This is a genomic window from Streptomyces sp. P9(2023), assembly GCF_032436795.1.
In the GTDB taxonomy this organism is placed as follows: Bacteria; Actinomycetota; Actinomycetes; order Streptomycetales; family Streptomycetaceae; genus Streptomyces.
In genome coordinates this window covers 291,275-314,879 of the sequence record NZ_JAUPWM010000005.1, presented here as the reverse complement: position 1 = coordinate 314,879, position 23,605 = coordinate 291,275, and the positions used below count along the sequence as shown (strand labels likewise).

General features: G+C 71.9%; 20 protein-coding genes. 6 read left to right on the top strand and 14 right to left on the bottom strand.

Going from position 1 to position 23,605, the window contains the following annotated elements:
* Positions 1-164: 164 nt before the first annotated feature.
* Positions 165-719 carry a helix-turn-helix domain-containing protein gene (locus Q5762_RS10810; RefSeq protein ID WP_315891792.1) on the top strand — a complete coding sequence of 185 codons (555 nt, stop codon included), beginning with the start codon at positions 165-167 and terminating at the stop codon, positions 717-719.
* A 109-nt stretch (positions 720-828) separates the two neighbouring features.
* Here Q5762_RS10810 and Q5762_RS10805 read toward each other — a convergent pair whose 3' ends face one another.
* The gene (locus tag Q5762_RS10805; RefSeq protein ID WP_315891791.1) at positions 829-1,782 is read right to left on the bottom strand and encodes a DeoR/GlpR family DNA-binding transcription regulator; all 954 of its coding nucleotides are present in this window, start codon (positions 1,780-1,782) and stop codon (positions 829-831) included.
* A gap of 177 nt (positions 1,783-1,959) precedes the next feature.
* Entirely contained in the window at positions 1,960-3,399 is a 1,440-nt protein-coding gene (locus Q5762_RS10800) for an NAD(P)H-quinone dehydrogenase (protein ID WP_315891790.1), read from the bottom strand.
* Positions 3,400-3,602: 203 nt separating this feature from the next.
* On the opposite strand from Q5762_RS10800, the gene Q5762_RS10795 reads away from it, so the two are divergent.
* From Q5762_RS10795 to Q5762_RS10780, 4 genes are all read left to right on the top strand, one after another.
* Positions 3,603-4,040: a gamma-glutamylcyclotransferase gene (locus Q5762_RS10795; RefSeq protein WP_315891789.1), complete on the top strand. Its 438-nt coding sequence runs from the start codon at positions 3,603-3,605 to the stop codon at positions 4,038-4,040.
* Positions 4,041-4,235: 195 nt separating this feature from the next.
* Positions 4,236-5,039 carry a purine-nucleoside phosphorylase gene (locus Q5762_RS10790; RefSeq protein WP_315891788.1) on the top strand — a complete coding sequence of 268 codons (804 nt, stop codon included), beginning with the start codon at positions 4,236-4,238 and terminating at the stop codon, positions 5,037-5,039.
* Positions 5,040-5,292: 253 nt separating this feature from the next.
* A complete protein-coding gene (locus tag Q5762_RS10785; protein ID WP_315891787.1) occupies positions 5,293-6,945 on the top strand; it encodes a phospho-sugar mutase in 1,653 nt (550 codons plus the stop codon).
* Between the two features lie 183 nt (positions 6,946-7,128).
* Positions 7,129-8,319 carry a hypothetical protein gene (locus Q5762_RS10780; RefSeq protein ID WP_315891786.1) on the top strand — a complete coding sequence of 397 codons (1,191 nt, stop codon included), beginning with the start codon at positions 7,129-7,131 and terminating at the stop codon, positions 8,317-8,319.
* A gap of 32 nt (positions 8,320-8,351) precedes the next feature.
* Here Q5762_RS10780 and Q5762_RS10775 read toward each other — a convergent pair whose 3' ends face one another.
* The 12 genes from Q5762_RS10775 to Q5762_RS10725 form a co-directional block, all read right to left on the bottom strand.
* Positions 8,352-9,179, bottom strand: coding sequence for a phosphate ABC transporter ATP-binding protein (locus tag Q5762_RS10775; protein WP_315891785.1), 828 nt, complete (start codon positions 9,177-9,179; stop codon positions 8,352-8,354).
* Positions 9,180-9,199: 20 nt separating this feature from the next.
* A complete protein-coding gene (locus Q5762_RS10770) occupies positions 9,200-10,081 on the bottom strand; it encodes a class E sortase (protein ID WP_315891784.1) in 882 nt (293 codons plus the stop codon).
* 42 nt (positions 10,082-10,123) lie between these two features.
* The gene (locus Q5762_RS10765; RefSeq protein ID WP_315891783.1) at positions 10,124-11,290 is read right to left on the bottom strand and encodes a hypothetical protein; all 1,167 of its coding nucleotides are present in this window, start codon (positions 11,288-11,290) and stop codon (positions 10,124-10,126) included.
* Positions 11,291-11,389: 99 nt separating this feature from the next.
* Entirely contained in the window at positions 11,390-12,364 is a 975-nt protein-coding gene (locus tag Q5762_RS10760) for a substrate-binding domain-containing protein (protein WP_315891782.1), read from the bottom strand.
* Positions 12,365-12,622: 258 nt separating this feature from the next.
* Positions 12,623-15,112 carry a hypothetical protein gene (locus tag Q5762_RS10755; protein ID WP_315891781.1) on the bottom strand — a complete coding sequence of 830 codons (2,490 nt, stop codon included), beginning with the start codon at positions 15,110-15,112 and terminating at the stop codon, positions 12,623-12,625.
* The gene (gene pstS, locus Q5762_RS10750) at positions 15,109-16,860 is read right to left on the bottom strand and encodes a phosphate ABC transporter substrate-binding protein PstS (protein WP_315891780.1); all 1,752 of its coding nucleotides are present in this window, start codon (positions 16,858-16,860) and stop codon (positions 15,109-15,111) included. Before pstS ends, Q5762_RS10755 begins: the two co-directional genes overlap by 4 nt.
* Positions 16,857-18,116 carry a phosphate ABC transporter permease PstA gene (gene pstA, locus Q5762_RS10745; protein WP_315891779.1) on the bottom strand — a complete coding sequence of 420 codons (1,260 nt, stop codon included), beginning with the start codon at positions 18,114-18,116 and terminating at the stop codon, positions 16,857-16,859. The genes pstS and pstA overlap by 4 nt, the downstream gene beginning before the upstream one ends.
* 15 nt (positions 18,117-18,131) lie before the next feature.
* Complete coding sequence (pstC, locus tag Q5762_RS10740) at positions 18,132-19,124, bottom strand: phosphate ABC transporter permease subunit PstC (RefSeq protein ID WP_315891778.1); 993 nt, start codon at positions 19,122-19,124, stop codon at positions 18,132-18,134.
* A gap of 78 nt (positions 19,125-19,202) precedes the next feature.
* Positions 19,203-19,571 (bottom strand): DUF1508 domain-containing protein, encoded by a 369-nt coding sequence (locus Q5762_RS39935; protein WP_399494854.1) that lies wholly within the window; start codon positions 19,569-19,571, stop codon positions 19,203-19,205.
* 256 nt (positions 19,572-19,827) lie between these two features.
* A complete protein-coding gene (locus Q5762_RS10735; protein WP_315891777.1) occupies positions 19,828-20,460 on the bottom strand; it encodes a PH domain-containing protein in 633 nt (210 codons plus the stop codon).
* 34 nt (positions 20,461-20,494) lie between these two features.
* Positions 20,495-21,106 (bottom strand): class F sortase, encoded by a 612-nt coding sequence (locus Q5762_RS10730; RefSeq protein ID WP_315891776.1) that lies wholly within the window; start codon positions 21,104-21,106, stop codon positions 20,495-20,497.
* Positions 21,107-21,223: 117 nt separating this feature from the next.
* Positions 21,224-22,414 carry a hypothetical protein gene (locus tag Q5762_RS10725; protein WP_315891775.1) on the bottom strand — a complete coding sequence of 397 codons (1,191 nt, stop codon included), beginning with the start codon at positions 22,412-22,414 and terminating at the stop codon, positions 21,224-21,226.
* A gap of 232 nt (positions 22,415-22,646) precedes the next feature.
* On the opposite strand from Q5762_RS10725, the gene deoC reads away from it, so the two are divergent.
* Complete coding sequence (gene deoC, locus Q5762_RS10720) at positions 22,647-23,603, top strand: deoxyribose-phosphate aldolase (protein WP_315891774.1); 957 nt, start codon at positions 22,647-22,649, stop codon at positions 23,601-23,603.
* Positions 23,604-23,605: the final 2 nt, after the last annotated feature.

The window sequence follows — 23,605 nt, the reverse complement described above, 5'->3', positions numbered from 1 at the left end:
CCGCTCCGGCACCGTCAAGGGCCTGGCCGCCGAAGTCGGCGCCTCCCTCACCTCCGGCGCCGCCATCTGCGAGATCAAGGACTGACCGCGCAGCACGTACCGTACGAAGGGCCCGCAGGCGCACCGCCGGTGGGCCCTTCGCCCGTATCCGGAGGGGAGGCCCCATGCGCGCCGACGCACGCCGCAACCACGAGCGACTGCTGACCGAGGCCCGCGCCGCGTTCGCCGAACACGGCACCGACGCCTCGCTCGAGGACGTCGCCCGCCGTGCGGGGGTCGGCATCGGCACGCTCTACCGGCACTTCCCCACCCGCGAGGCGCTGATCCACGCGGTCTTCCAGGAGGCCCTGGCAGCCCTGCTCCAGCGGGGCAGGGAGCTGGCGGAGGCCGAGGAGCCGTGCCCGGCGCTCGTGGCGTGGCTGCGCTCCCTGATCACTCATGCGAGTGAGTACCGGGGGCTTTCACGGGCGCTGATGCCTGCCATGTCGGGCTCGCGGGACGCGAGTTCGGCGCTCGCGCAGTGCGGTGTCCCGCTGCGCGCGGCCGGCGAGATCCTGCTGTCCCGGGCGCAGAAGGCGGGGACGGTACGTGACGGAGTCTCGATCGGCGATCTGATCCGGCTCACCAACGCGATCGCACTGGCGGCCGAACAGTCCCCGGAGGACGGGGAGTTGGCCGACCGTCTGCTGGAACTGACGGTACGGGGCCTGAAGCCCTGAGCAGGCCGTAGCCCCGAGCCGGGAGGAGCCTCCCGCGCGGGGCGGGCCCCCTGGGGGAGGGACCCTCGGACCGAGCGACCACGCGACCGCGCAACCGCGCCTGAGCGCCTCAGCGCCTCCGCATGTCCGCCACCCGGGCCGCACGCTCGGGGGCGAGCACCTCACCGCTCAGTGCCCCGCCCGCGCTGCGGAGTTGGCCGCCGGGGTGGCGGCCCCGCTGCCCCGGGAGGGGGACGTCGCGGCGGGGGCGTCCGGGTGGGGGGACCGCGTCACCGCCCGCGCCGGTGCCCGCCACGGCGATCTGCACGCCCTGGTCGGCCAGCGCCTGGAGCTCCGTCGCCGCCCGGTCGTCGTGCGCCGGGGGCTCGTCGGTGACGAGGCGGGTGATCACGTCCGTGGGCACCGTCTGGAACATGGTGTCGGTGCCGAGCTTGGTGTGGTCGGCCAGGACCACGACCTCCGCCGCCGCCTGCACCAGCGCCCGGTCGACGCTCGCGGAGAGCATGTTAGACGTGGACAGACCGCGCTCGGCGGTCAGGCCGCTGCCGGACAGGAAGGCCCGGGAGACCCGCAGCCCCTGGAGCGACTGCTCGGCACCACTGCCCACCAGGGCGTAGTTGGAGCCGCGCAGCGTGCCACCGGTCATGACGACCTCGACCCGGTTGGCGTGGGCGAGCGCCTGGGCGACGAGGAGGGAGTTGGTGACCACGGTCAGACCGGGCACGCGGGCGAGCCGGCGGGCCAGCTCCTGCGTGGTCGTCCCGGCGCCGACGACGATGGCCTCGCCCTCCTCGACGAGGCTCGCGGCGACGTCGGCGATGGCCGTCTTCTCCGCGGTCGCGAGATGGGATTTCTGCGGGAAGCCGGACTCTCGCGTGAAGCCGCCCGGCAATACCGCACCGCCGTGCCGGCGGTCGAGGAGTCCTTCTGCCTCCAGTGCCCGCACGTCTCGCCGTACGGTCACTTCTGAGGTCTGGACGACGCGGGCGAGCTCCCGGAGCGACACGGCTCCGTTGGCGCGCACCATTTCGAGGATCAACTGACGACGTTCTGCAGCGAACACGAAACTGACAGTAACCTGCGCGGCCGGAACTTTTCAGCAGTATGCGCCGAATTGCAGAAGATACGCACAGACGGGGCCTCCAAGTGATATGGGAGGCCCCGCCGTTGATCGTCCTATGCCCCGCCTTGCCGGGGGTTGCCCGAGTTGCCGAACCGTTCCCGCAGGCGGGAGGGGGGATCAGGCCTCGCCCGTCGCCTTTCGGGTGTGCAACTGCCGTGCCACTTCCGCGATCGAGCCCGACAGGGAGGGGTACACGGTGAAAGCTTTTGCGATCTGTTCCACCGTCAGATTGTTGTCGACCGCGATCGAGATGGGGTGGATCAGCTCGCTCGCCTTGGGGGCGACGACACAGCCGCCGACCACGATCCCGGTGCCCGGGCGGCAGAAGATTTTGACGAAGCCGTCGCGGATGCCCTGCATCTTCGCGCGCGGGTTGCGCAGCAGCGGCAGCTTGACGACGCGGGCCTCGATCTTGCCGGCGTCGATGTCCGCCTGGGTGTAGCCGACGGTCGCGATCTCCGGGTCGGTGAAGACGTTCGAGGAGACCGTCTTGAGGTTCAGCGGGGCCACCGCGTCACCGAGGAAGTGGTACATCGCGATCCGGCCCTGCATGGCCGCCACCGAGGCGAGCGCGAAGACGCCGGTGACGTCACCGGCCGCGTAGACGCCGGGGGCGGAGGTGCGGGAGACCCGGTCGGTCAGAATGTGCCCGGAGTCCTTCAGCCGGACCCCGGCCTCCTCCAGTCCCATTCCGGCCGAGTTCGGGATGGCGCCGACGGCCATCAGGCAGTGCGTACCGGAGATGACCCGGCCGTCGGAGAGGGTGACCTCGACCCGGTCGCCGACCCGCTTGGCGGACTCGGCGCGCGAGCGGGCCATGACGTTCATGCCACGGCGCCGGAAGACGTCCTCCAGGACGGCGGCGGCGTCCGGGTCCTCGCCCGGGAGCACGCGGTCGCGCGAGGAGACCAGGGTGACCCGGGAGCCGAGGGCCTGGTAGGCGCCGGCGAACTCGGCGCCGGTGACACCGGAACCGACCACGATGAGCTCCTCGGGGAGCTCGGTGAGGTCGTAGACCTGCGTCCAGTTGAGGATCCGCTCGCCGTCGGGCTGCGCGTCCGGGATCTCGCGCGGGTGGCCGCCGGTGGCGATCAGTACGGCGTCGGCGGTCAGCGCCTCCTCGGTACCGTCGGCGGCCGTCACGATCACCTGACGCGAGCCGTCCACGGCCTGCTGCCCGACGAGCCGGCCGCGACCGCGCAGCACACGGGCGCCGGCCCGGGTCACGGAGGCGGTGATGTCGTGGGACTGGGCGAGCGCGAGCCGCTTCACCCGGCGGTTGACCTTGCCGAGGTCGACGCCCACGACGCGGGCGGCCTGCTCCACGTGCGGGGTGTCGTCGGCGACGATGATGCCCAGCTCCTCGTACGAGGAGTCGAAGGTGGTCATCACCTCGGCCGTCGCGATGAGGGTCTTCGAGGGGACGCAGTCGGTGAGGACGGACGCGCCGCCGAGCCCGTCGCAGTCGACGACGGTCACCTCCGCGCCGAGTTGGGCGCCCACCAGGGCAGCCTCGTATCCGCCGGGTCCGCCGCCGATGATCACGATCCGGGTCACTGGGATCTACGCCTCGCGCTCTCGTTCTGCCGGGGGGTCCCCCGCTGGGCTGCAGTGCGTACGCCATTGTCCCGCACGCTTCAAGTGCGTACCCCATTGTCCCGTACGCCGGGGCCTGCCTCTCGCCGGGGCCCGGGAACGTGCCCCGGACCGGCCCACCTGGACATCCGCGGAGACCTCTCCCCTCCCGTACCCTCGACCCCATGTCGCTCTACGCCGCGTACGCCGGCAACCTCGACGCGCGGCTCATGACCCGCCGCGCCCCGCACTCCCCGCTGCGCGGCACCGGCTGGCTCAACGGCTGGCGGCTGACCTTCGGCGGCGAGCAGATGGGCTGGGAAGGCGCACTGGCGACGATCGTCGAGGCACCGCGCTCCCAGGTCTTCGTCGCGCTGTACGACATCGCGCCGATGGACGAGGAGTCGATGGACCGCTGGGAGGGCGTCAACCTCGACATCTACCGGCGGATGCGGGTACGCGTGCACACCCTGGACGGCGACGAGCCCGCCTGGGTGTACGTCCTGAACGCGTACGAGGGCGGTCTGCCGTCCGCCCGCTACCTGGGCGAGGTCGCGGACGCGGCGGAGTCGGCGGGGGCCCCGCACGACTACGTGATGGAGCTGCGCAAGCGCCCGTGCTGAGGTGACCGGGGAGCCTCGCGCCGGCCGCACACCGGGGTGACCACTAGGCCATTCGTCGGAAACGACAACACAACGATCGCATGTCCGTCAGCATCGTCATCTACGCGCGTAGGAATTCTCGGGCTACGCTTCTGCGCGTACGAAATCCGTCCGGGGCTCCCCTCGGACAGCCCCCTCCCCGAGGCGAGAGAGTCAGTGAACGCAACTGCCACCCCGTACGAGGCCGCCGAGGCCGCAGCCGCGCGACTTCGCGAGCTGACCGGAATCGAGAACCACGACGTGGCGCTCGTCATGGGCTCCGGCTGGGCGCCGGCCGTCGACGCGCTCGGCGCGCCGGAGGCCGAGTTCCCCGCGACCGAGCTGCCCGGCTTCCCGCCGCCGGCGGTCGAGGGTCACGGCGGCAAGGTCCGCTCGTACAAGATCGGCGCGAAGCACGTGCTGGTCTTCCTGGGCCGTACCCACTTCTACGAGGGCCGGGGCGTCGCCTCCGTCGCCCACGGGGTGCGCACCGCCGTCGCCGCCGGCTGCAAGACCGTCGTCCTGACCAACGGCTGCGGTGGTCTGCGCGAGGGCATGCGCCCCGGCCAGCCGGTCCTGATCAGCGACCACCTCAACCTGACGGCCGCCTCGCCGATCGTCGGCGCGAACTTCGTGGACCTCACCGACCTCTACTCGCCGCGCCTGCGCGCGCTGTGCAAGGAGATCGACGAGACCCTCGAAGAAGGCGTCTACGTGCAGTTCCCCGGCCCGCACTACGAGACCCCGGCCGAGATCAACATGGTCCGCGTCATGGGCGGCGACCTGGTCGGCATGTCCACCGTCCTTGAGGCCATCGCGGCGCGCGAGGCGGGCGCGGAGGTCCTGGGCATCTCCCTGGTCACCAACCTGGCGGCGGGCCTGTCGGGCGAGCCGCTGAACCACGAGGAGGTCCTCCAGGCGGGCCGCGACTCGGCGGCGCGGATGGGTGAGCTGCTTACGCGGGTGCTGGACCGGATCTGAGCCCCCAGACCCCGTACGGCCTCCGGCCGTGTCCTCAAACGCCGGACGGGCTGGATTTCCCCGCAGGGGAAATTTCAGCCTCGCCGGCGTTTGAGGCGCGGGGTCCGGGGCGGAGCCCCGGTTTCGGGAAGGGGCGGGGTGGGGGAAGGCTCCGCGCAGCGGTCCACCGGCCCGCAGCGGCCCAGCACCCCGCACCCCGCACCCCGCACCCACCCCCAGGCCCTCCCCCCTCTCACCCTCCGAAAGGCACACCGTGACGCAGGACGACCTCCTCGCCCGGGCCCAGGCATGGCTCGCCGAGGATCCCGACAGTGAGACCCGCGAGGAGCTCGCCAAGCTCATCGAGAGCGGTGAGACCGACGAGCTCGCCGCCCGTTTCGCCGGCACCCTCCAGTTCGGCACCGCCGGCCTCCGGGGCGAGCTCGGCGCAGGACCCATGCGGATGAACCGTTCCGTCGTCATCCGCGCCGCCGCCGGCCTCGCCGCGTACCTCAAGGCGCAGGGCCACGCCGGCGGCCTCGTCGTCGTCGGCTACGACGCCCGCTACAAGTCCGCCGACTTCGCCCGCGACACCGCCGCCGTCATGATCGGCGCCGGACTCCGCGCCGCCGTCCTCCCCCGCCCGCTGCCGACGCCCGTCCTCGCGTACGCCATAAGGCATCTGGGCGCCGTCGCGGGTGTCGAGGTGACCGCGAGCCACAACCCGCCGCGCGACAACGGCTACAAGGTCTACCTCGGCGACGGCTCGCAGATCGTGCCGCCCGCCGACGCGGAGATCGCCGCCGAGATCGACGCGGTCCGCTCGCTGAACGACGTCCCGCGCCCCGACGCCGGCTGGGAGACCCTCGGCGACGAGGTCCTGGCGGCCTACCTGGCCCGTACGGACGCCGTCCTGACCCCCGGTTCCCCCCGGGGCGTGCGGACCGTCTACACGGCCATGCACGGCGTCGGCAAGGACGTCCTGACGGCCGCCTTCGCCCGGGCCGGCTTCCCGCCGCCCGCACTCGTCGCCGAGCAGGCCGAGCCGGACCCGGCCTTCCCGACGGTCTCCTTCCCGAACCCGGAGGAGCCGGGCGCGATGGACCTCGCCTTCGAGGCGGCCCGCGCCGTGGACCCGGACATCGTGATCGCCAACGACCCGGACGCCGACCGCTGCGCCGTGGCCGTGCCGGACGGCACGGTCGAGGGCGGCTGGCGGATGCTGCGCGGTGACGAGGTGGGCGCGCTGCTCGCCGCGCACCTGGTGCACAAGGGCGCCCAGGGCGTCTTCGCCGAGTCGATCGTGTCGTCCTCGCTGCTCGGCCGGATCGCCGAGGCGGCGGGCGTCGGCTACGAGGAGACGCTGACCGGCTTCAAGTGGATCGCCCGCGTGGAGGGCCTGCGGTACGGCTACGAGGAGGCGCTCGGCTACTGCGTCGACCCCGAGGGCGTCCGCGACAAGGACGGCATCACGGCGGCGCTGCTCGTCGCCGAGCTGGCCTCGGTCCTCAAGGAGCAGGACCGTACGCTGACCGACCTGCTCGACGACCTGGCGGTGGCCCACGGGCTGCACGCCACGGACCAGCTGTCGGTGCGCGTCGACGACCTGAACGTCATCGCCAACGCGATGAGCACGCTGCGCGAGTACCCGCCCGTCCACCTCGCGGGGCTCACGGTCACCACGGCCGAGGACCTGACGAAGGGCACGGAGTCGCTGCCCCCGACGGACGGTCTGCGCTACTACCTGGAGGGCGACCACAAGGCCCGGGTGATCGTCCGCCCGTCCGGCACGGAGCCCAAGCTCAAGTGCTACCTGGAGGTCGTGGTCCCGGTCGCCGACGCGAGCGAGCTGGCGACGGCCCGCGCGAAGGGCGCCGAGATCCTCTTCGCGATCAAGCGCGACTTGTCGGAGGCGGCCGGCCTGTAGCCGCCCCCGAGCCGCCCGAGGCCCGTACGGAAGCGATTCCGTACGGGCCTCGCCGCGTGGTCCGTCCGCCATGTCCCGTACGGGTGAATTCGGTGCGGCAGCCGGCGCAACGCGCGTCCCGCGATCAGGTGGTTCCGGCCAGGGTGACCCGGTGTCCCGCCGAGCCTCCCTGGAGCCGCCGCAGTGCCCCCGGTCCTGACCGCCCGACCGACCGTTCCCGCCTCCCGGCGGCCGCCGTCCCCGCACGGCGTCCGGCTCCCGAGGCGGGTGCGCGGCACCCTGCGCCACGCGGCCCCCGCGCTCCTCGGCTACCTGGCCGTACGGCTCCTGGGGCTGCTGGTGCTCGGCCGCTGGGCGCACCTGCGGGGGCACGGGATCTGGCCGGCGCTCGCGACGAGCTGGGACTCGCGCTGGTACCTCGCCATCGCCGACCACGGGTACGAGCCCGGGCCGCCCGGCGAACCGCCCGACGGCCACCGGCCGATGGCCTTCTTCCCGCTCTACCCGGCCCTGATCAAGGCGGTCGCGGCCGTCACCCCCGGCTCGCGCGCCTCCGTCGGCCTGGTCCTCGCCGTGCTCTGCTCGCTGGCCGCCGCCTGGGGGATCTTCGCGGTCGGCGACCGGCTGTACGGGCGCCGGGTGGGGACGGTCCTGGCCGTCCTGTGGGGCGCGCTGCCGGTCGCCGTCGTCCAGTGGATGGGGTACACGGAGTCGTTGTTCACCGCCCTGGCCGCCTGGGCGCTGTACGCCGTCCTCGACGGGCGCTGGTCCTGGGCGGCGGGGCTCGCGGTGGCGGCGGGGCTGACCCGGCCGACCGGGATCGCGGTCGCCGCGGCCGTGACGGTCGCCGGGCTGCTCGCGGCGCGCCGGGGAAGCCGGCGGGCCCTCGCCGCCGCCCTTGCCGCTCCCCTGGGCTGGCTGGCGTACGTCGGCTGGGTGGGGCTGCGGCTCGGCCGCTGGGACGGGTACTTCGTGGTGCAGGAGTCCTGGGGCAACGCCTGGGACGGCGGCTCGGTGACACTGCGTCAGCTGCGCAGGCAGCTCGTCTACACCCAGGACCCGCAGCTCTTCCTGGTCCTGGTCTCGCTCACGCTGATCGCCGCCACCGCGCTGTTCACGCTCTGCGTCGCCGACCGGCAGCCGCTGCCGCTGCTCGTCTTCGCGGGCGTGCTGCTGCTGGTGGTCCTGGGCAGCGGGGGCGTGTACTTCCCCCGCGCCCGGTTCCTGCTGCCCGGCTTCCCGCTGCTGCTCCCGCTCGCGCTCGCGGTCGGCCGGGCGCGCCGCCACGTCGCCGCCCTGGTGCTCGGCGGGGCGGCGCTCTCCTCGGCGTGGCTCGGCGCGTACATGCTGCTGGTGTGGCGGGGCGCGCCCTGAACAGCCACCCTTAAAACAGCCACCCTTATGTCCTAGCCGAAGCGGCCGTTGACGTAGTCGGCGGTACGGGAGTCCTGCGGCGCTCCGAACATCTCCTCCGTCGGACCGTGTTCGACGATCACGCCCGGGGTGCCCTGCTCGGCGAGGAAGAACGCGCACGAGTCCGAGACCCGCGCGGCCTGCTGCATGTTGTGGGTGACGATGACGATCGTGATCTCGGACTTCAGCTCGGCGATGGTCTCCTCGACGCGCCGGGTGGAGGTCGGGTCGAGCGCCGAGCAGGGCTCGTCCATCAGCAGCACGCGGGGCCGGACGGCGAGCGAGCGGGCGATGCAGAGCCGCTGCTGCTGGCCGCCGGAGAGCGCGCCGCCGGGCTGCCGCAGCCGGTCCTTGACCTCGCGCCAGAGCCCGGCCTTGGTGAGGCACTCCTCGACGAGGTCGTCCCGGCCGTCCCGGGTCGCCTTGATGCCGTTGAGCTTGAGGCCGGCCAGGACGTTGTCGTACAGGGACATCGCGGGGAACGGGTTGGGTTTCTGGAACACCATGCCGATCTCGCGCCGGGCGTGCGTGATGCGGCGGCCCCGGTCGTAGATGTCCTGCCCGTCGAGCAGGACCCGGCCGGCCAGCGAGGCCGAGCCGATCAGCTCGTGCATCCGGTTGAGGATGCGCAGGAAGGTGGACTTGCCGCAGCCGGACGGGCCGATGAGGGCGGTGACCTCACGGGCGGGCATGGCGAGGGAGACCCGGTCGAGGACCTTGTGGTCGCCGAACCAGGCCGAGACGGCGTCCGCCTCCAGCGCGGCGGCGCCGGCGGAGGCGTGGAGCGGCGGCAGGGTGACGGTGTCCGCTACATCGGTCATGGTGGTGAACTCCTGTGCTTTCAGAGCAGGTTGGGGAGCAGCCGGGTGAGCTGCCCGGAGACGAGGACGCCGAGGGCCAGCAGGACCGGCACGGCGGCGACCCAGGTCTGCCTGGCTCCCCATCTGCGGTGGGCGGCGACGGTCAGCAGCGCGGCCAGGAGCAGGCCCTGGACGCCGAGGAAGACCGCGAGCCAGGCGCTCCGGTCGCCGGCGAGGGGCTTCTCGGCGGCGGTGATCCAGCCGGGGCGCAGTGGCCGGGGCGGACTGGGCTGCACGTCCGAGATCAGCTTGGCGTCGACGTGGACGATGTCCTTGGGCGTGTACGCGCCGCCGCTCGCGGTCGTGAGGGTGAGCCGGCCCTGGCCCGAGCCGGGGGCGAGGCCGGGGCGGAGCGGTTCGCCGGGGCGCCGGACGCCCTCGACCTCGTAGACCGCCTTGCCCTGACCGGTCGTCACCTCGATCGTGGCGCCGGCGGGCAGCCGGTGGACGCCGACGAACGGGCTGCCGTAGCCCCACTGGCGGCCCATGATCGTGCTGGTGCCCTCCTGTCCGGGCAGGGGCGTGTCGCGTCGGTGCCCCGGCCCGGACATGAGGACCTCGGAGGTGGTGCCCTCGGCGACGACCTCCCGCAGCCCGAGGGCCGGGATGCGCAGCAGCGCGACGGGTGCGCCGAGGGAGAGCTGCTTGCCGTCGAAGGTCTGCTGGCCCACGGGGGCGGTTCCCAGGGCGAGTTGCTCGCGCAGCTCGTCGTACGCCGTCCGCTGGTCGCGGGCGTGCTGGAGGTGGCCGACGACGGCCAGGTTGGCGGCGAAGCCGATGAGCAGCGCCGCGAGCACGCACAGGGCCGCCCCGGTGAGGGCGAGCCCGGGGCGGCGGGCGGCGGTCGGCGAAGGGGTCGTCACGGGAGGGCTCCGGTCCGTGGGCGAGCGGGGGTCGGGTCGGGATCAGCGGAATCTGAGCAGTCCCTTACGGCGGACGTGGATCAGCAGCGCGGTACCGAGCAGCACGAGCGCGAGCGCCCCGAGCGCGGCGGCGGCCATGGGCGTACCGGTCGAGGCGAGCGACCCGTTGCCACCGGATCCTCCGGATCCGCCGGACCCGGAGGTGCCGGAGGTGTCGCCGCCCGAAGTCCCGCCCGTGGTCCCGGAGTCACCGCCGGTGGTGGTGTCACCGGTGTCGGAGGGGTCGGGGGTGGGGGTGTCGGTCCCGCTCGGGGTCTCGCTGGGCGTCTCGGACGGGGTCTCGGAAGGGGTCTCGGAAGGGGTCTCCGAGGGGGTCTCGGACGGCGTCTCGCTGGGGGTGCCGGTGGGGGTGTCCGTGGGGGTGGGGGCCGGGGTGATGGTGTACGACAGCGCGCTGCCGGCCGACGGCGCGTGGGCGTCGAGGTCGGTCGGCTTGAAGGTGGCGAAGAGGCTGATGACGCCCTGAGGGAGGGCGGTGGTCTTCAGGACGGCGGTCCCGGACGCCGGGGCCACCTTGCCGAGTTCGGTACGTGTGCCGCCCTTCTCGTACCCGAAGGTCACCTCGCCGGCGACGTCGGTCGGCGTGACGGCGGCGGTGAGGGTGACCTCGGCGCCGATGGCGGCGGTGCCGGCCGGCGTGGCGGTCAGCGAGGTCGTGGTGGACTCGGCCTCGGCCACGGACCAGGTGTCGCCCTTGACCTCGATGTTGGTACTGAAGTACGCGGTGGAGGTACCGGCCGTCTCACCGTCCTTGAGGCAGCGGAGCTGGAGTGGGTAGGTGCCGTCGTACTCCGGACCGGGAAGCCATTCGAGGACCGCGACGGTCCCCGGCGAGAGATCGACGTCGAGCGGCCCCGTGCCGTAGTCGCCGACCGGCGAGAACTGCATGACGCGCCCCTGGCCGTTGGCCGGATTGACCATGTAGAGGGCCAGCGTGGTCGTCTGCGCCGGGCACGCCGCCTCGGTGGTGACCGTCTCGTCGAGTGTGTCCCAGGCGCTTCCCGTGGTCGGGGACAGGGTGAACGTGCCGAGCCTGTCGGCGGCCCGCGCGTCGGTGGAGAGCGCCAGGGTCGCCGCGAGCGCGCCGAGGAGCAGGCCGAGCGCGGTGAGCAGGGCTATGGGTGATCTGTGCGGTGCGAGACGGTGCATCTGGTCTCTCCACGAGATGAGTGGGTGGTGGATACGGGAGGGGGCCGGGCACCCGCGTGGGTGCCCGGCCTGGGGTTCGGGTGGCATGAGCCGCCCGGGTCAGCGCTCGGCGCGCAGCGTGGTGCTGTCGCCGCAGTTGGCGATGGTGCCGAAGCCGTAGTTGGTGACGGTGGCGGTGTCCGTGCAGACCTTGGAGGTCGCGCCCGCGAAGGTGGAGGCGATGACGGGGTCGCCCAGCTTGGCGGTCGGGACGACGTTGTAGACGTCACGGGCCAGCGGGAAGGACGAGTTCAGCGTGGAGTCGGTGTTGCGCGGGGCGACACCGTCGATGGAGCCGAGGACGGCCGCGCCACGGCGGTCGGTGACGGTGCCCTTCGCCTGCGCGATGTACTGCGCGACGGAGTAGGGAACGACGTCACCGGCGCTGTCGAGGACCGTGCCGTCGTTCTCCTGGGCACCCTGCGTGACGCAGCTGCCCGGCGTGGTCACGTTGATGGAGCTGAGGAAGAACTGGCGCGTGCCGGAGTTGGCCTGCGGCAGGATCGGCGTCAGCGCGACACCGTTGAGCGACGTGACGGTGCACTCGTAGATGCCCTTGAGGTCGGCCGCGGTCAGGTTCGACGGGAGGGTGCTGTCCGAGCGCTTGGCCCACGTCACCGCGTCCCTGGCGAACGGGATGAAGGTGAGGTCGGTGGAGGTGAAGTCCACCGGGCCGCGCGAGGAGCGGGCGACGTCCACACAGCCGGAGGCCGTGTCGACGGCGTTGCGCAGCGCGTCGATGCCGGCGGAGGAACCGTTCGGCCGGTTGATGACGCAGTTGGTCGCCTTGGTCTTGATCGTCGCCGAGCCCGTGGCGTTCCACGAGGCGATGATCTTCGCGTTGGCGGCGTCCCGGACCGAGTTGCCCAGGCCGTTCATGACGTCCTGGGTCGTGTCGGAGCCGACGGCCGCGAGCTGGCGGTAGTCGGTGATCGGGGCCGGGTCGGCCTGGGCGGCGGGGGCGGCCATGACACCGAGGCCGAGGGCGGCGGCACCGACGACGGCACCGATGCGAGCGCGGGACTTGACGTTCACTTCTGTTCTCCTCCGTGGAAACGGATGACGAAAGCCAGGAAAGGGACGCACAAGCAAATCCGGATTGTTCTACGACCGACCCGTCGACCGGTCGTGGAGAACAATTCCGCAGACCTCCCCGGAACGGCCACAAAATCGCGCCACAGTTTGGGTTACGAGTTCATTTCCTAGGTGACTCCAAGGGAATTCACCGAGGGATGTACGGAATCCCCGGAACCAACCGGTGTGGATGGTTCCGGGGATTCCGGACGGCAGCCGTCAGCCGCTCGCCGCCCGCCACGCCGAGTACCGCAGCATCACCGGGCCGGCGAGGCCTGCGACGCCGCCCGCGACCAGGACGCCGAGGAGCACCCAGCGGATGACGCCGAGGACCTGGGACGGGGTGGTTCCGGCGTCGGCGAGCTGCTCCTTGGGCGTGTTGTCTCCGGAGCCTCCCGACGCCTTACCGCCCGCCGCCGAGGGTGCGGTGGACGGGTCACCCGAACCCCCGCCCGCACCCGTACCGCCCGACGACATACCGGAGGACGTGTCGGCGGAGGCATCTCCGCCGCCCGAGCCGCCACCCGAGGAGGAACCGCCCGCCCCGCCGGAGCCCGAGGTGTCACCGGACGAGCCGCCGGGTCCGCCCGGCAGCACCCCGCTCTCCAGCGCGTCCGCGGCCACGTCCGCCTGCGTCTTCAGCTTCGCCGGCATCGGCGCGTAGCCGTACGGGAGTTCGCCGGGCGCGGTGCCCTGCCGCTGGCCGCCGCCCGCCGCGTACCGCATGACCCGCGCGTAGTCCTTGCGGGCGTCCGCGGGCAGCGAGGTGGAGGCCACCGCGTAGGTCACGATCGTCAGCGGGTACGCCCCGTCCCGGGCGCGGGCCGGATCGGGATCGAGCACCCCGGGGACGCCCGAGTCCTTGAACTGCTCGACGGCCTTGAGCAGCGAGGCCGTGCCGGGCCGCACATAGGCGCCGTCGGCGTTCAGCAGGGACGCCGTCTGGATCTGGTAGCGCGAGGCCGAGGCGGCGTCCGTGATCCCGTACGCCCGCCGGCCGCCGGGGTAGACCTCGCCGGACACCAGCTTGAGGCCACTGGTCGACGTGTCGTCCAGGGCGTCGCGGTCCTTGGCGTTGTTCGTACCGCGGCGGACCCACTGGGCCGCGTCGTGCATGTCGAGGGCGTACGGGGAGCGCTCGGTGACGCCGTAGCTGATCTTCCGCTCCCCGTTGACGAGCTCGGTCTCCGTCGGGTCCGCCTTGGGGAACTCGTCCGTGCCCGTCGTGGCGAGCCCGAGATCCTTGAAGAACGGGTTGACCTTCATGCCCCACGGGTCCGGCTTTCCTTCGAGAAAGGCGCGGGCCTCCGCATTCGACCGCAGATACTCCCAGACGACCTCGGCCACGTCCGAACGTTCGGCGGAGAGCAGGATCCCGCCGGGATAATTCGCCGCCGCCTGCTTGTTCTTCTCGAATTCAGGATTGAGTTTCAGGAATTCCGGATCGCGGACGATCGACACCGGATTGTCCTTCACATGGTCCGGTACCGGCGCCTTGTCGGTGAGCACCCGGATGTCGTACGGATAGGACAGGGTCAGCATCTTGGCGAGCAGCCGTGGACCGACCCGGAGATCCGGGACCTGCCCGATCCCGTCCGCCTCCCAGAAGAAGCCGACCGTCAGTCCGCTCACGGCGACCGGGGCGTGCACGAACCCCCCGCCCGCTCCGCCCTCGACCGGCTGGACGGTGAAGGCGAGGCCGGCCGCGCCGGGCGTCCCGTTGACGACCCCGTTGCGCACCTGCGACTCGCCGCGCTGCGTGAAGGTGAAGCGGGTGTCGCCGCCCGCGCAGAGCGCCGACTGCCAGGAGGTGATCGCGTCGGTGATCAGTTCCGAACCGGACATGCGCCGCTCGGGCTTGTCCGTCGGGCAGGGCTCGCGGACCGGCAGGAAGTCCAGCGGGAAGACCATCCGCTGGTTCCAGTTCGTCGTGGACAGGGGCGAGGTGATCGGCTTGTATCCCACGCCCGTCTGGCCCTTGGGGTCATGCTCGCCCCGCGGCACGACGACGAGCCAGCAGCCCCGCCCCCGCACCTTCCCGGCCTGGGTGACCGGGTCACCGCAGCCGAGGTGGGGAGCCTCGCGGGTGGTCTGCAGGCTGACCACGGCCTGGCCCGTGCCGTCCGGCTGCGTGTTGGCGTAGAACTGCTCGTTGGTGTCGCCGGGACCGAAGTACGTGAAGTCCACGATCGACTTGGTCGGCGGACCGGAGACCGGTGCGAACGGGACGAACGGGTTCTCCTTCTGGCCCGGGAAGTCGGGTGAGTCGATCAACTCGTCGTACTGCGTCTCCAGGGGATCGCTGTCGACCGGAATGAGCCGGCGGAACACCTGGTTCCCGAACGGCTGGCCGCCGGTGGAGGCGACTCCGAACTGGCACTGCTCCCGCTTGGGCCCCGCCGGGTCGTCACCCCAGCACTGCATGATCTGGAGGTAGTTGTTGTTGAGGCCCTGCGTCGGCTTCCCGCCCTTCCAGCTGACCTTCACCCCCTGCGCCCGCAGGTTCTTCGTCTGGTGGACGGTCACCTCCAGGTCCGAGAAGTCGTCGTGCGGCCCCTTCGTGCCCCTCTTGGTCAGCGCCGAGCTGTCCTGGGAGCCGTCACCCGTCGCGGCGGCCGCCGGGGTGTCCTGGGGCAGCGGGACCAGCGCCAGGACGACCGCGGCGAGGAGCGCGCCGACGCCGGCGCGGACGCGGATCGCCGTTCTCATATCAGCCCTCCCTTACGGCGGTTGCGCGAGCTGAGCGCGCGGCCGACCAGCGGGGGCCCGACCACGACGCCGAGCAGCAGCACGCCGGACAGCGCCATCAGGACCGTGCGCAGGCCGCCCGCCGAGTCCGAGGCGAGGGTCACCGGGTTGCCGACGACCGACGCGTCGCCGCCGCCCGCACCCCCGTCTCCGCCGCCGTCCAGGATCTGGCCCGTGTCGGGGTCGACGGTGCCGCCGCCGGTCGTACCGGCCGTGCCCGTCGCGCCGCCGGTCGCCGCACCGCCGGTCGTACCGGCCGTGGAACCACCCGTACCGCCGGTGGACGCGCCCGAGCCGCCGGAACCGGACCCGGAACCCGAGCCCGACCCGGTACCCCCACCCGACCCCGACCCCGAGCCGCCCGACCCCGAGCCGCCCGAGGACGAACCGCCGTTCTTCACCGGGGTCTTGGTGCCGGCCGCCCCCGCCGTGCCGTCGGCGCACTGCGTCGGGCCCTTCTTGTCGCAGGCCTTCGGCTGGGGAGCGTTCTTCGCGAGGGTGTTCGTGCCGTCCGACGAGAACGTGGGGTTACGGCACGTGGAGAGGTCCGGCGCGCCCGTCGGGGCGCCCGGGATCCGGCGGACCTGGTCGAAGCCGGCCTGGACGAGGTTCTTCGGCAGCGGCGAGTAGCCCAGCTCCTCGGCCTGCTGCTGACCGTCGCAGAGGAAGTACTGGGCGAAGGTGCCCAGCGAGCGGCCCTTCTCCTTGGTGTGCGGGGATGCCTCGGTCGTCGGGACGATCATGTACGAGTAGCTGGACAGTGGGTAGCTGCGCCGGTCGCCCGAGCGGTAGACGTCGTCCAGGATCTGCGTCAGGTAGTTCGAGGAGTTCTTGTCACCGTTGATCCGGGCCCTCATCAGGGCGACGGCCACGCTGGAGGCGGTCGGCTCGACGTAGTAGCCGCTCGCGTTGAGGACCTTGGCGACCGGGAAGTGCGCGTTGAGCGCGTACGAGTACTCGACGTACGTGATCGCGCCCTCGCCCTGCGGCTGCCGGACGTGCGCGGAGACGCCGAGGGAGCCGGATTTGGCGACGATCGTCGAGCCGGGCGCGACCGGGAAGTACGAGGTCATGCCGCAGGGCGTCTGGCGGCCCGCGCGGCGGCAGTAGTCGTTCCAGACCCCGCTGTGCTCCTTGGCGAGCCAGGTGGTGAACTGCGCGGTCGTGCCCGAGCCGTCGGAGCGGACGACCGGCACGATCCGGCGGGCCGGGAGGTTGAGGCCGGGGTTGTCGGCCCTGATCTCGGGCGCGTTCCACATGGTCAGCCTGCCGGCGAAGATCCCGGCGAGGACGGACCCGGAGAGCCGCAGGTTGGTGACCTGCTTGCCGCCGATCTTGACGTTGTACATGAAGGCGGTGCCGCCGGCGACGATCGGCATGTACGCGTAGCCGCGCTTCGGCGGTACGTCGGTCACGTTGCCGTCCTTGAGCCCGTAGGGGATCTCGGAGACGGCGAAGTCCATCGTGCCGTTCTTGAACTGCTCACGGCCCTGCGAGGAGCCGTTGGCGTTGAAGTTGACGGTCAGGCCGATGTTCGCGCCGATGTTGCGGCGCCACTGCTCGACCGCGTTGGAGCTCCAGGTGGAGCCCGCGCCGGTGATCTTCGTATATCCGGCGGCGTGCGCGGCCGGTGCCTTGACGGTCGCCAGCAGCGTGCACAGCACGGCCCCGAGGGCCATACCGATCCGGACGAGGGTTGCGGGTCTCACGGGGTGCTCCTTGTCGGACGACGTACGGGTGCGGGCGCCGGGACCTTCCCGGCCATGCGCTCGGCCCTCCCGGCCATGCGCTCGGCCCTCCCGGCCATGCGCTCGGCGTCCCGCCGGGACGCGAGGACCCGCCGGTGCTCCTGGCGCTTCGTCAGCCGGCCCGGCCCGCGGCCGCCGACGATCCGGGCGACGACGAACAGGAACAGCACCAGCAGCATCAGGACGGCGGCGGTGCCGAAACCGCGCGCGATCATGTTCGGTTCGGGGGACTTGACCAGTTCGAAGGTGGCGAGCGGCAGGGAGACCTGGGGTCCTGAGGTCGGCAGCGCGTTCAGCTCCGCCGTGAAGCCGGCGGTGAGCAGTACGGGCGAGGTCTCCCCCACCCCGCGCGCGGTGCCGAGGATGACGGCGGTGGTGAGGCCGGAGCGCGCGGTCGGCAGCACGACGTGCCAGACGGTCCGCCAGCGCGAGGACCCCATCGCGTACGAGGCCTCGCGCAGCGTCCCGGGTACCAGCCGGATGACGACGTCGGAGGCCCGGATGATGATCGGCAGCATCATCACCGAGAGCGCGAGCGAGGCGGCGAGCCCGGAGCGCTCGACGCCGAGGGCCAGGATGATCGTCGCGTAGATGAAGAGGCCGGCGACGATCGACGGCAGCGCCGTCATCGCCTCGACGATCGTGCGGACGAGGCGGGCGAAGGCGCCCGGGACCTCGTTGAGGAAGACGGCGCACAGCACCCCGGTGGGCACCGTGAGCGTCAGCGCGATCAGGATCTGCTCCAGCGTGCCGACGACGGCGTGCAGCACGCCACCTACGTCGAGGGGTTCGAGCGGGCCCGCGAGGCTCATGTCCTCGGTGAAGAAGTTGAGGTGGACGAGCGCCTTGCGCCCCTCCCAGAGCGTGAACGCCACCACGAAGATCAGGACGGCGACGAGGACGATCCCCGCGGTGCGCACGACGACGGAGGCGAACCGGTCGCGTACCGCGGGCCCGTCCTCGTCGAAGGAGACGAGCAGCGCGTAGAGCCCGAGGAAGAGGGCGTACGCGACGAGGACGAAGCCGACGGCCCCGCTGAAGGGCAGCAGCCGGTCGAACAGCAGCCAGGTCAGGGCGAGGGAGGCGGCCGCGGCACCGAGGGTCGCGTAGACGTCGGTGGCGCGCAGTCCGCCTGTGGTGCGCCGCCGCTCGCCGACGGACGGCCGGGCGGGCTCCGTCCCCTTGGTCAGGGGCGGTCTCTCCGGGGCGATGGTCATCGGGACGGGGCTCCCTTACGCGTCGCTGGAGGCGCCGGAACGGCTGCGGGCGACGATGGACGAGGCGGCGAAGTTGACGATCAGGGTCATGACGAAGAGCGCGAAGCCGGCGGCCATCAAGGCGGACATGCCGAAGGTCGTGGCCTCGCCGTAGCGCAGCGCGATGAGCGACGACACCGAACTCGTACCGGTCTGGAGGATGTGCCACTGCACGGTGAAGACCTGCGAGATGACCATGTAGACGGCGATGGTCTCGCCGAGGGCCCGGCCGAGGCCGAGCATGGTGCCGCCGATCATGCCGCCCTTGCCGAAGGGCAGGACGACGCTGCGGATCATGCCCCAGCGGGTGGCGCCGAGCGCGTACGCGCCCTCGCGCTCGCCGGCCGGGGCCTGCGAGAAGACCTCGCGCATGATCGAGCAGATGATCGGCGCGACCATCATCGCGACGACGAGGCCGGCGACGAAGGTCGACGAGGTGTAGACGGTGGGCGGCGCGAGCGGGTCGGAGGGGTCGGCGCCGTCGACCCGGAAGAGCGGGATCCAGCCGAAGTACGTGGCGATCCAGCGGGCGATCGGGAGGATCGACTCCTCCAGGAAGAAGACGCCCCACAGGCCGTAGACGACGGACGGCACGGCGGCCATCAGGTCCACGGTGGAGATGAGCGTCTTGCGCAGCCGCGGCGGCGCGTACTCGGAGATGTAGAGCGCGGCGCCGGTCGCGAGCGGGACCGCGACGACGATCGCGACGAGCGCGATCAGGACGGTCCCGACGATGACGGCGGCGATCCCGAAGCGGCCGGCGTCCGGCTCCCAGGCCTCGGTGGAGAGGAACGACCACCCGGCCCGGGAGAGCGCTTGCCAGGCGCGCAGCAGCAGAAAGCCTCCGACGAGCACCATGACCGTGAGCACGAATCCGCCGCCGCTCCGCGCGACGGTACGGAAGATCCGGTCGGGCAGACCGGGGTCGCTGTGCAGTCGTCTCGGTGCGTCTGTCGTCTCTGTGGTCACGGGGACGACGGTCATCCGGTCCGGTGGACGTCCCCGCGACGCAACGTGAACGAGAGGAGTGCTAGGGGCAACTTCCGTTTACAACAGGGAAGTTGAGACCCAATCCGCCCCTTCTTGAGCGAGCAGCACCCGGAATCGGTCGTATGCCGACCGACAGGTCGCATGTCTTTCGTAGGCCCGTCCGGAGACGGCGACGGTTCTCCCCCGCACGTCTCTGAGCAGCCAGATCCAGCCGTTGCCCTCTACGGTGTGCTGGACACATCCCGCCATACCCCCCTGACCCGCGCAAAGCCTCTCGAAAGCGACACGACAGCTCGCGTGATCCGGATAGCACTCCCCTGAACGGGCGATCACCCGACCGTTCTGCGCAACGAGCCGCCAGCTGTAGCGTCCGTCGATTCCTATGTCGAACAGACAGCGCTTCCCTGATGTGACCAATGCCCCCACCCCCACAGTCTCGGCAGGGACAACCTATTGAGACGGCGGTGGTAGTTGGGGTCTAAACCAATTGCCGAGTGCACGCTTCACCGGGCGGTTGCCCCTAGGACGCCTGCAGGGCACCCGTCCAGGGTGCAGAAGGGATTCATAGGTACGCGGCAGGAGAGGCGTACGAAACGCTACGGAAAGGCTCAGCCGGTGGCGATCAGGACCACCGGCGGAACAGGCCCAGCCGTGGCCGAGCAGGACCACCGACGCCACGCGCTCAGCCCGTGGCGAGCAGGATCACCAGCAGGACGAGCCCCGCCGCCGCCGGCGCGAGGATCTCGTACGCCCAGCGCACCTGCGGCTCCCCCTGCGCCTCCGGGCGGTTCGCGCACCGCTCGGCCAGCTCGCGCAGATCGGCGATCGTCTGGTCGGCCGGAGCGAGCCGGCCCCGGTCGTCCACGCGCGCGTTGACCGACGTACGGCCGTGCGGATCGTCCTGGGAGGCGCGCGCCTGCTGCCGCGCGACGCGCTTGCGCTGACGCAGCGAGACGGGCACGGCCCAGAGCTGGAACTTGTCCCCGCCCTGGGTGAGCACCTCGCTGGAGTACCCGGCCCGGACGTCCGCGACCGAGGCCCAGGGCAGCGAGACGTACCGGAAGGGGTTACGGATCCGCAGCCGCTCCTCGTTGGCGTACACCGCCGGGCGGATCGTGAACGCGACCACGAGCGGCACCACGAGCAGCAGACTCGCGAGCGCCAGCCACGGCGTGCGCCCCGCGCCCCGGACCATCGCGTCCACGCAGAACCACGCGGTCAGCCCGATCAGCAGGACCCCGCCCGTGATCCCGAGGGGCGAACGGAAGACACGGTCGGCGAAGGCCGGCTCGGCGGGCGGCTGGGGGCTCGTCATGGAGCCGATTCTGCCTCAGCGCCCGCCGCGCGGCTCAGGCGGCTCGGGTGACCAGATCGGCGTAGAGAACGATGTTGTCGGGCCGGTGGCCGTCGACCAGCTCTCCCCCGCAGGTGATGAGCCGCAGTTCGGGGCGGGTGGTGTCGCCGTAGACCTTCCGCGTCGGGAAGGCCTTCTTGTCGACCTGCTCCAGCTCACGCACCCGGAAGACGGCGGTGGTGCCGTCGGCGCGGGTGACGGTGATCTCGTCGCCGACCCGGACCTTGGCGACGTCCTTGAGCACGGCGGGGCCGCGGGCGGTGTCGAAGTGGCCGATCAGGATCGCGGGGCCGGTCTCGCCGGGGGTCACGCCCTTGTCGTACCAGCCGATCCGGTCGGCCTCGGCGACGGAAGGCACCTCGACGGTCCCGTCGGCGGCGAGCCCCAGCTTCGGTACGGGCCCGGTGTCGACCCCGGCGGCCGGCACCTGGACCCGGACCGGCTCGGAGCGCCGCAGCGGGGCGACGGACGCCGTCGGCGCGGGCGCCTGGGCCTCGGTGACCTTCGCGGGCGGCGTGGCCACCGGCTCGGCGGCACCGGCGCAGCCGGTCAGGGCGGCCAGGGCGGCGAGGAGAAGCAGGGCGGGGGCGGTACGGCGGCGGTTCACGGGGGGCTCCGAACGGGTGCGGCCGGCCGGCGCACGGGGTGTGGGTGCGCCGGCCGGCCAGGGGTGGGTGGTGCTCCTGCTCGGGTCAGTGGCAGGTCAGAAGGGCGGTACGCGCGGTCAGCCGCGGTCACCCGCCGTACGGCGGCGGAAGGCGACGAACCCGAGCCCGGCCGCGACCACCGACGCGGCCCCCGCACCGGCCGCGAGCAGCACGGTGTTGTCCGTCCCGGTCCCGACCTCGGCCCCGGCGGCGACGCCACCCTTCGGCAGGACGGAGGTCTGCCCGGCCTTCGTGGTGGTACCGGTGCCCGTGGCGGGGGTGGTGGGGGCCGTGGCCGGGGCGGTGGTGGCCGACGGCGCCGGGGAGGCGGTCTCGTCGTCCTTCACGCAGGTGTCGACGAGCACGGGGAAGGCGGTCCAGCGGAACGGCGTGTCGCCGCCCTGGGTGCGCTGGCCGAGCCGCGGGGTGAGGGTGTTCGCGCCCTCGATCTTGAGACCGACACGGCTGTCGAAGGGGTGGGCGCGGTCGGCAGTGCCCCGGACCTTGCCGCCCTCGTCCTTGAGGACGGCCTTCGGGCCCTTCTTCAGGTCGTTGGTGAGGGTGACGGTCCAGGCCCCGCCGAAGACCGAGGGGATGACCTGCTGGACGACGCAGTTGCCGATGTAGACCTCACCGCCGGGAAGCGGAGCCGACGTGGACGGAGTCGGGGTGCCACCGTCCCGCCGCGGGGTGGCCTGCAGCTGCCCGCCCACGATGTGGGCGGACATCCCGCCGGTGCTCTCCAGGACGACGACGGCCTTGCCGAAGACGTAGACCCGGCGGTCGCTGTCGAGGTAGGTGAAGCCCTGCCCCTTGCCGTCCTTGACGAGCTGCAGCCCGTAGAGACCGTCCTTGATCGCCACCTCCACGAGCGTGCCGTCGGCGAGCCAGTACTTCCCGGCCGTGACACCGCCGAGGTAGGTGCGGTCCCAGTTCAGAGTGCGGCCGTCAGGGAAGAGGACGAAGAACTCGCCGTTGTCGTTGCCGGCCACCGGGCGGGCGTCGGCGTCGAGCCTCCCGACGGGGTTGCCCCCGGAGAACAGCTCGGCGCGGTGGTGGAGCGCGCTGACCTTGTATATCTTGGCGATCGTGCCGCCGATGAGCGTCTCGGTCCGGACGAGGGTGCCAGGCTCGGCGATCTGGTCGGCCGGCTTCACGGCCACCGGGCCGTCGGCGGCGAAGGCCGCGCCGGCCGTGAGGGCCGGGGTGGTGAGGACGACGCCCGCGACGAGGGCGGTGGCGACGGCGGTGCGGAGGGCGGTGCGCATAACGACTCCTGTGCATCAGAACAGGTGGGTGAGGAAGAGCCGCATGCCGCTGACATCTCGTTCGGTTGGGGCCGGGTGAGTTCTGGCTGGCTGCTGAGAAAGAATCTAATGATCTTGTATCCAGGACTTGTCCGCTCCATGTCACAGCGCCGTGACAGAGGTCACGAACTCCCTCCGTGACGTGCGGGGCTGTACAGGCCGCTACGCGCGTAGATATGCTCGACTGGTGACCATGCCCACCACTGCATCCGCAGCATCCGCTTTCGCCGACGTGACCGCGTCCGACGGCACGCTGCGCCGCTTCCTCCACGGGCTGCCCGGCGTCGACGCCGTCGGCCTGGAGGCGCGCGCCGCGTCCCTCGGCACCCGCTCGATCAAGACCACGGCCAAGGCCTACGCCATTGACCTGGCCATTTCCATGATCGACCTGACGACGCTCGAAGGCGCGGACACCCCGGGCAAGGTCCGGGCGCTCGCCGCCAAGGCCGTCAACCCCGATCCGACCGACCGTACGACCCCGCCGACCGCGGCGGTCTGCGTCTACCCCGACATGGTGGCCACCGCCAAGGCCGCCCTGAAGGGCTCCACGGTCAAGGTCGCCTCCGTCGCCACCGCCTTCCCGGCCGGCCGCGCCGCGCTCGACGTGAAGCTCGCGGACACCCGCGACGCCGTCGCCGCCGGGGCCGACGAGATCGACATGGTGATCGACCGCGGCGCCTTCCTCGCGGGGAAGTACCTGAAGGTCTACGAGGAGATCCTGGCCGTCAAGGAGGCCTCCGGCGCCGCGCGCCTGAAGGTCATCTTCGAGACCGGCGAGCTCTCCACGTACGACAACATCCGCCGCGCCTCCTGGCTCGGCATGATGGCGGGCGCCGACTTCATCAAGACCTCGACCGGCAAGGTCGCGGTCAACGCCACCCCGGCCAACACGCTCCTGATGCTGGAGGCGGTGCGCGACTACCGCGCGCAGACCGGCGTCCAGATCGGCGTGAAGCCGGCCGGCGGCATCCGTAACACCAAGGAAGCCATCAAGTTCCTGGTCCTGGTCAACGAGACCGTCGGCGAGGACTGGCTGGACAACCACTGGTTCCGCTTCGGTGCCTCCAGCCTGCTCAACGACCTGCTCATGCAGCGTCAGAAGCTGGCGACCGGCCGCTACTCCGGCCCCGATTACGTGACGGTGGACTGATC

What these genes read in the sequence shown, in the direction of transcription:
- Q5762_RS10765 (WP_315891783.1), bottom strand. Translation starts at nt 11,290, where the DNA reads ATGCACCGTCTCGCACCGCACAGATCACCCATAGCCCTGCTCACCGCG.
- Q5762_RS10795 (WP_315891789.1), top strand. Translation starts at nt 3,603, where the DNA reads ATGTCGCTCTACGCCGCGTACGCCGGCAACCTCGACGCGCGGCTCATG.
- pstA (WP_315891779.1), bottom strand. Translation starts at nt 18,116, where the DNA reads ATGACCATCGCCCCGGAGAGACCGCCCCTGACCAAGGGGACGGAGCCC.
- Q5762_RS10725 (WP_315891775.1), bottom strand. Translation starts at nt 22,414, where the DNA reads ATGCGCACCGCCCTCCGCACCGCCGTCGCCACCGCCCTCGTCGCGGGC.
- Q5762_RS10775 (WP_315891785.1), bottom strand. Translation starts at nt 9,179, where the DNA reads ATGACCGATGTAGCGGACACCGTCACCCTGCCGCCGCTCCACGCCTCC.
- deoC (WP_315891774.1), top strand. Translation starts at nt 22,647, where the DNA reads ATGCCCACCACTGCATCCGCAGCATCCGCTTTCGCCGACGTGACCGCG.
- Q5762_RS10735 (WP_315891777.1), bottom strand. Translation starts at nt 20,460, where the DNA reads ATGACGAGCCCCCAGCCGCCCGCCGAGCCGGCCTTCGCCGACCGTGTC.
- Q5762_RS10755 (WP_315891781.1), bottom strand. Translation starts at nt 15,112, where the DNA reads ATGAGAACGGCGATCCGCGTCCGCGCCGGCGTCGGCGCGCTCCTCGCC.
- Q5762_RS10810 (WP_315891792.1), top strand. Translation starts at nt 165, where the DNA reads ATGCGCGCCGACGCACGCCGCAACCACGAGCGACTGCTGACCGAGGCC.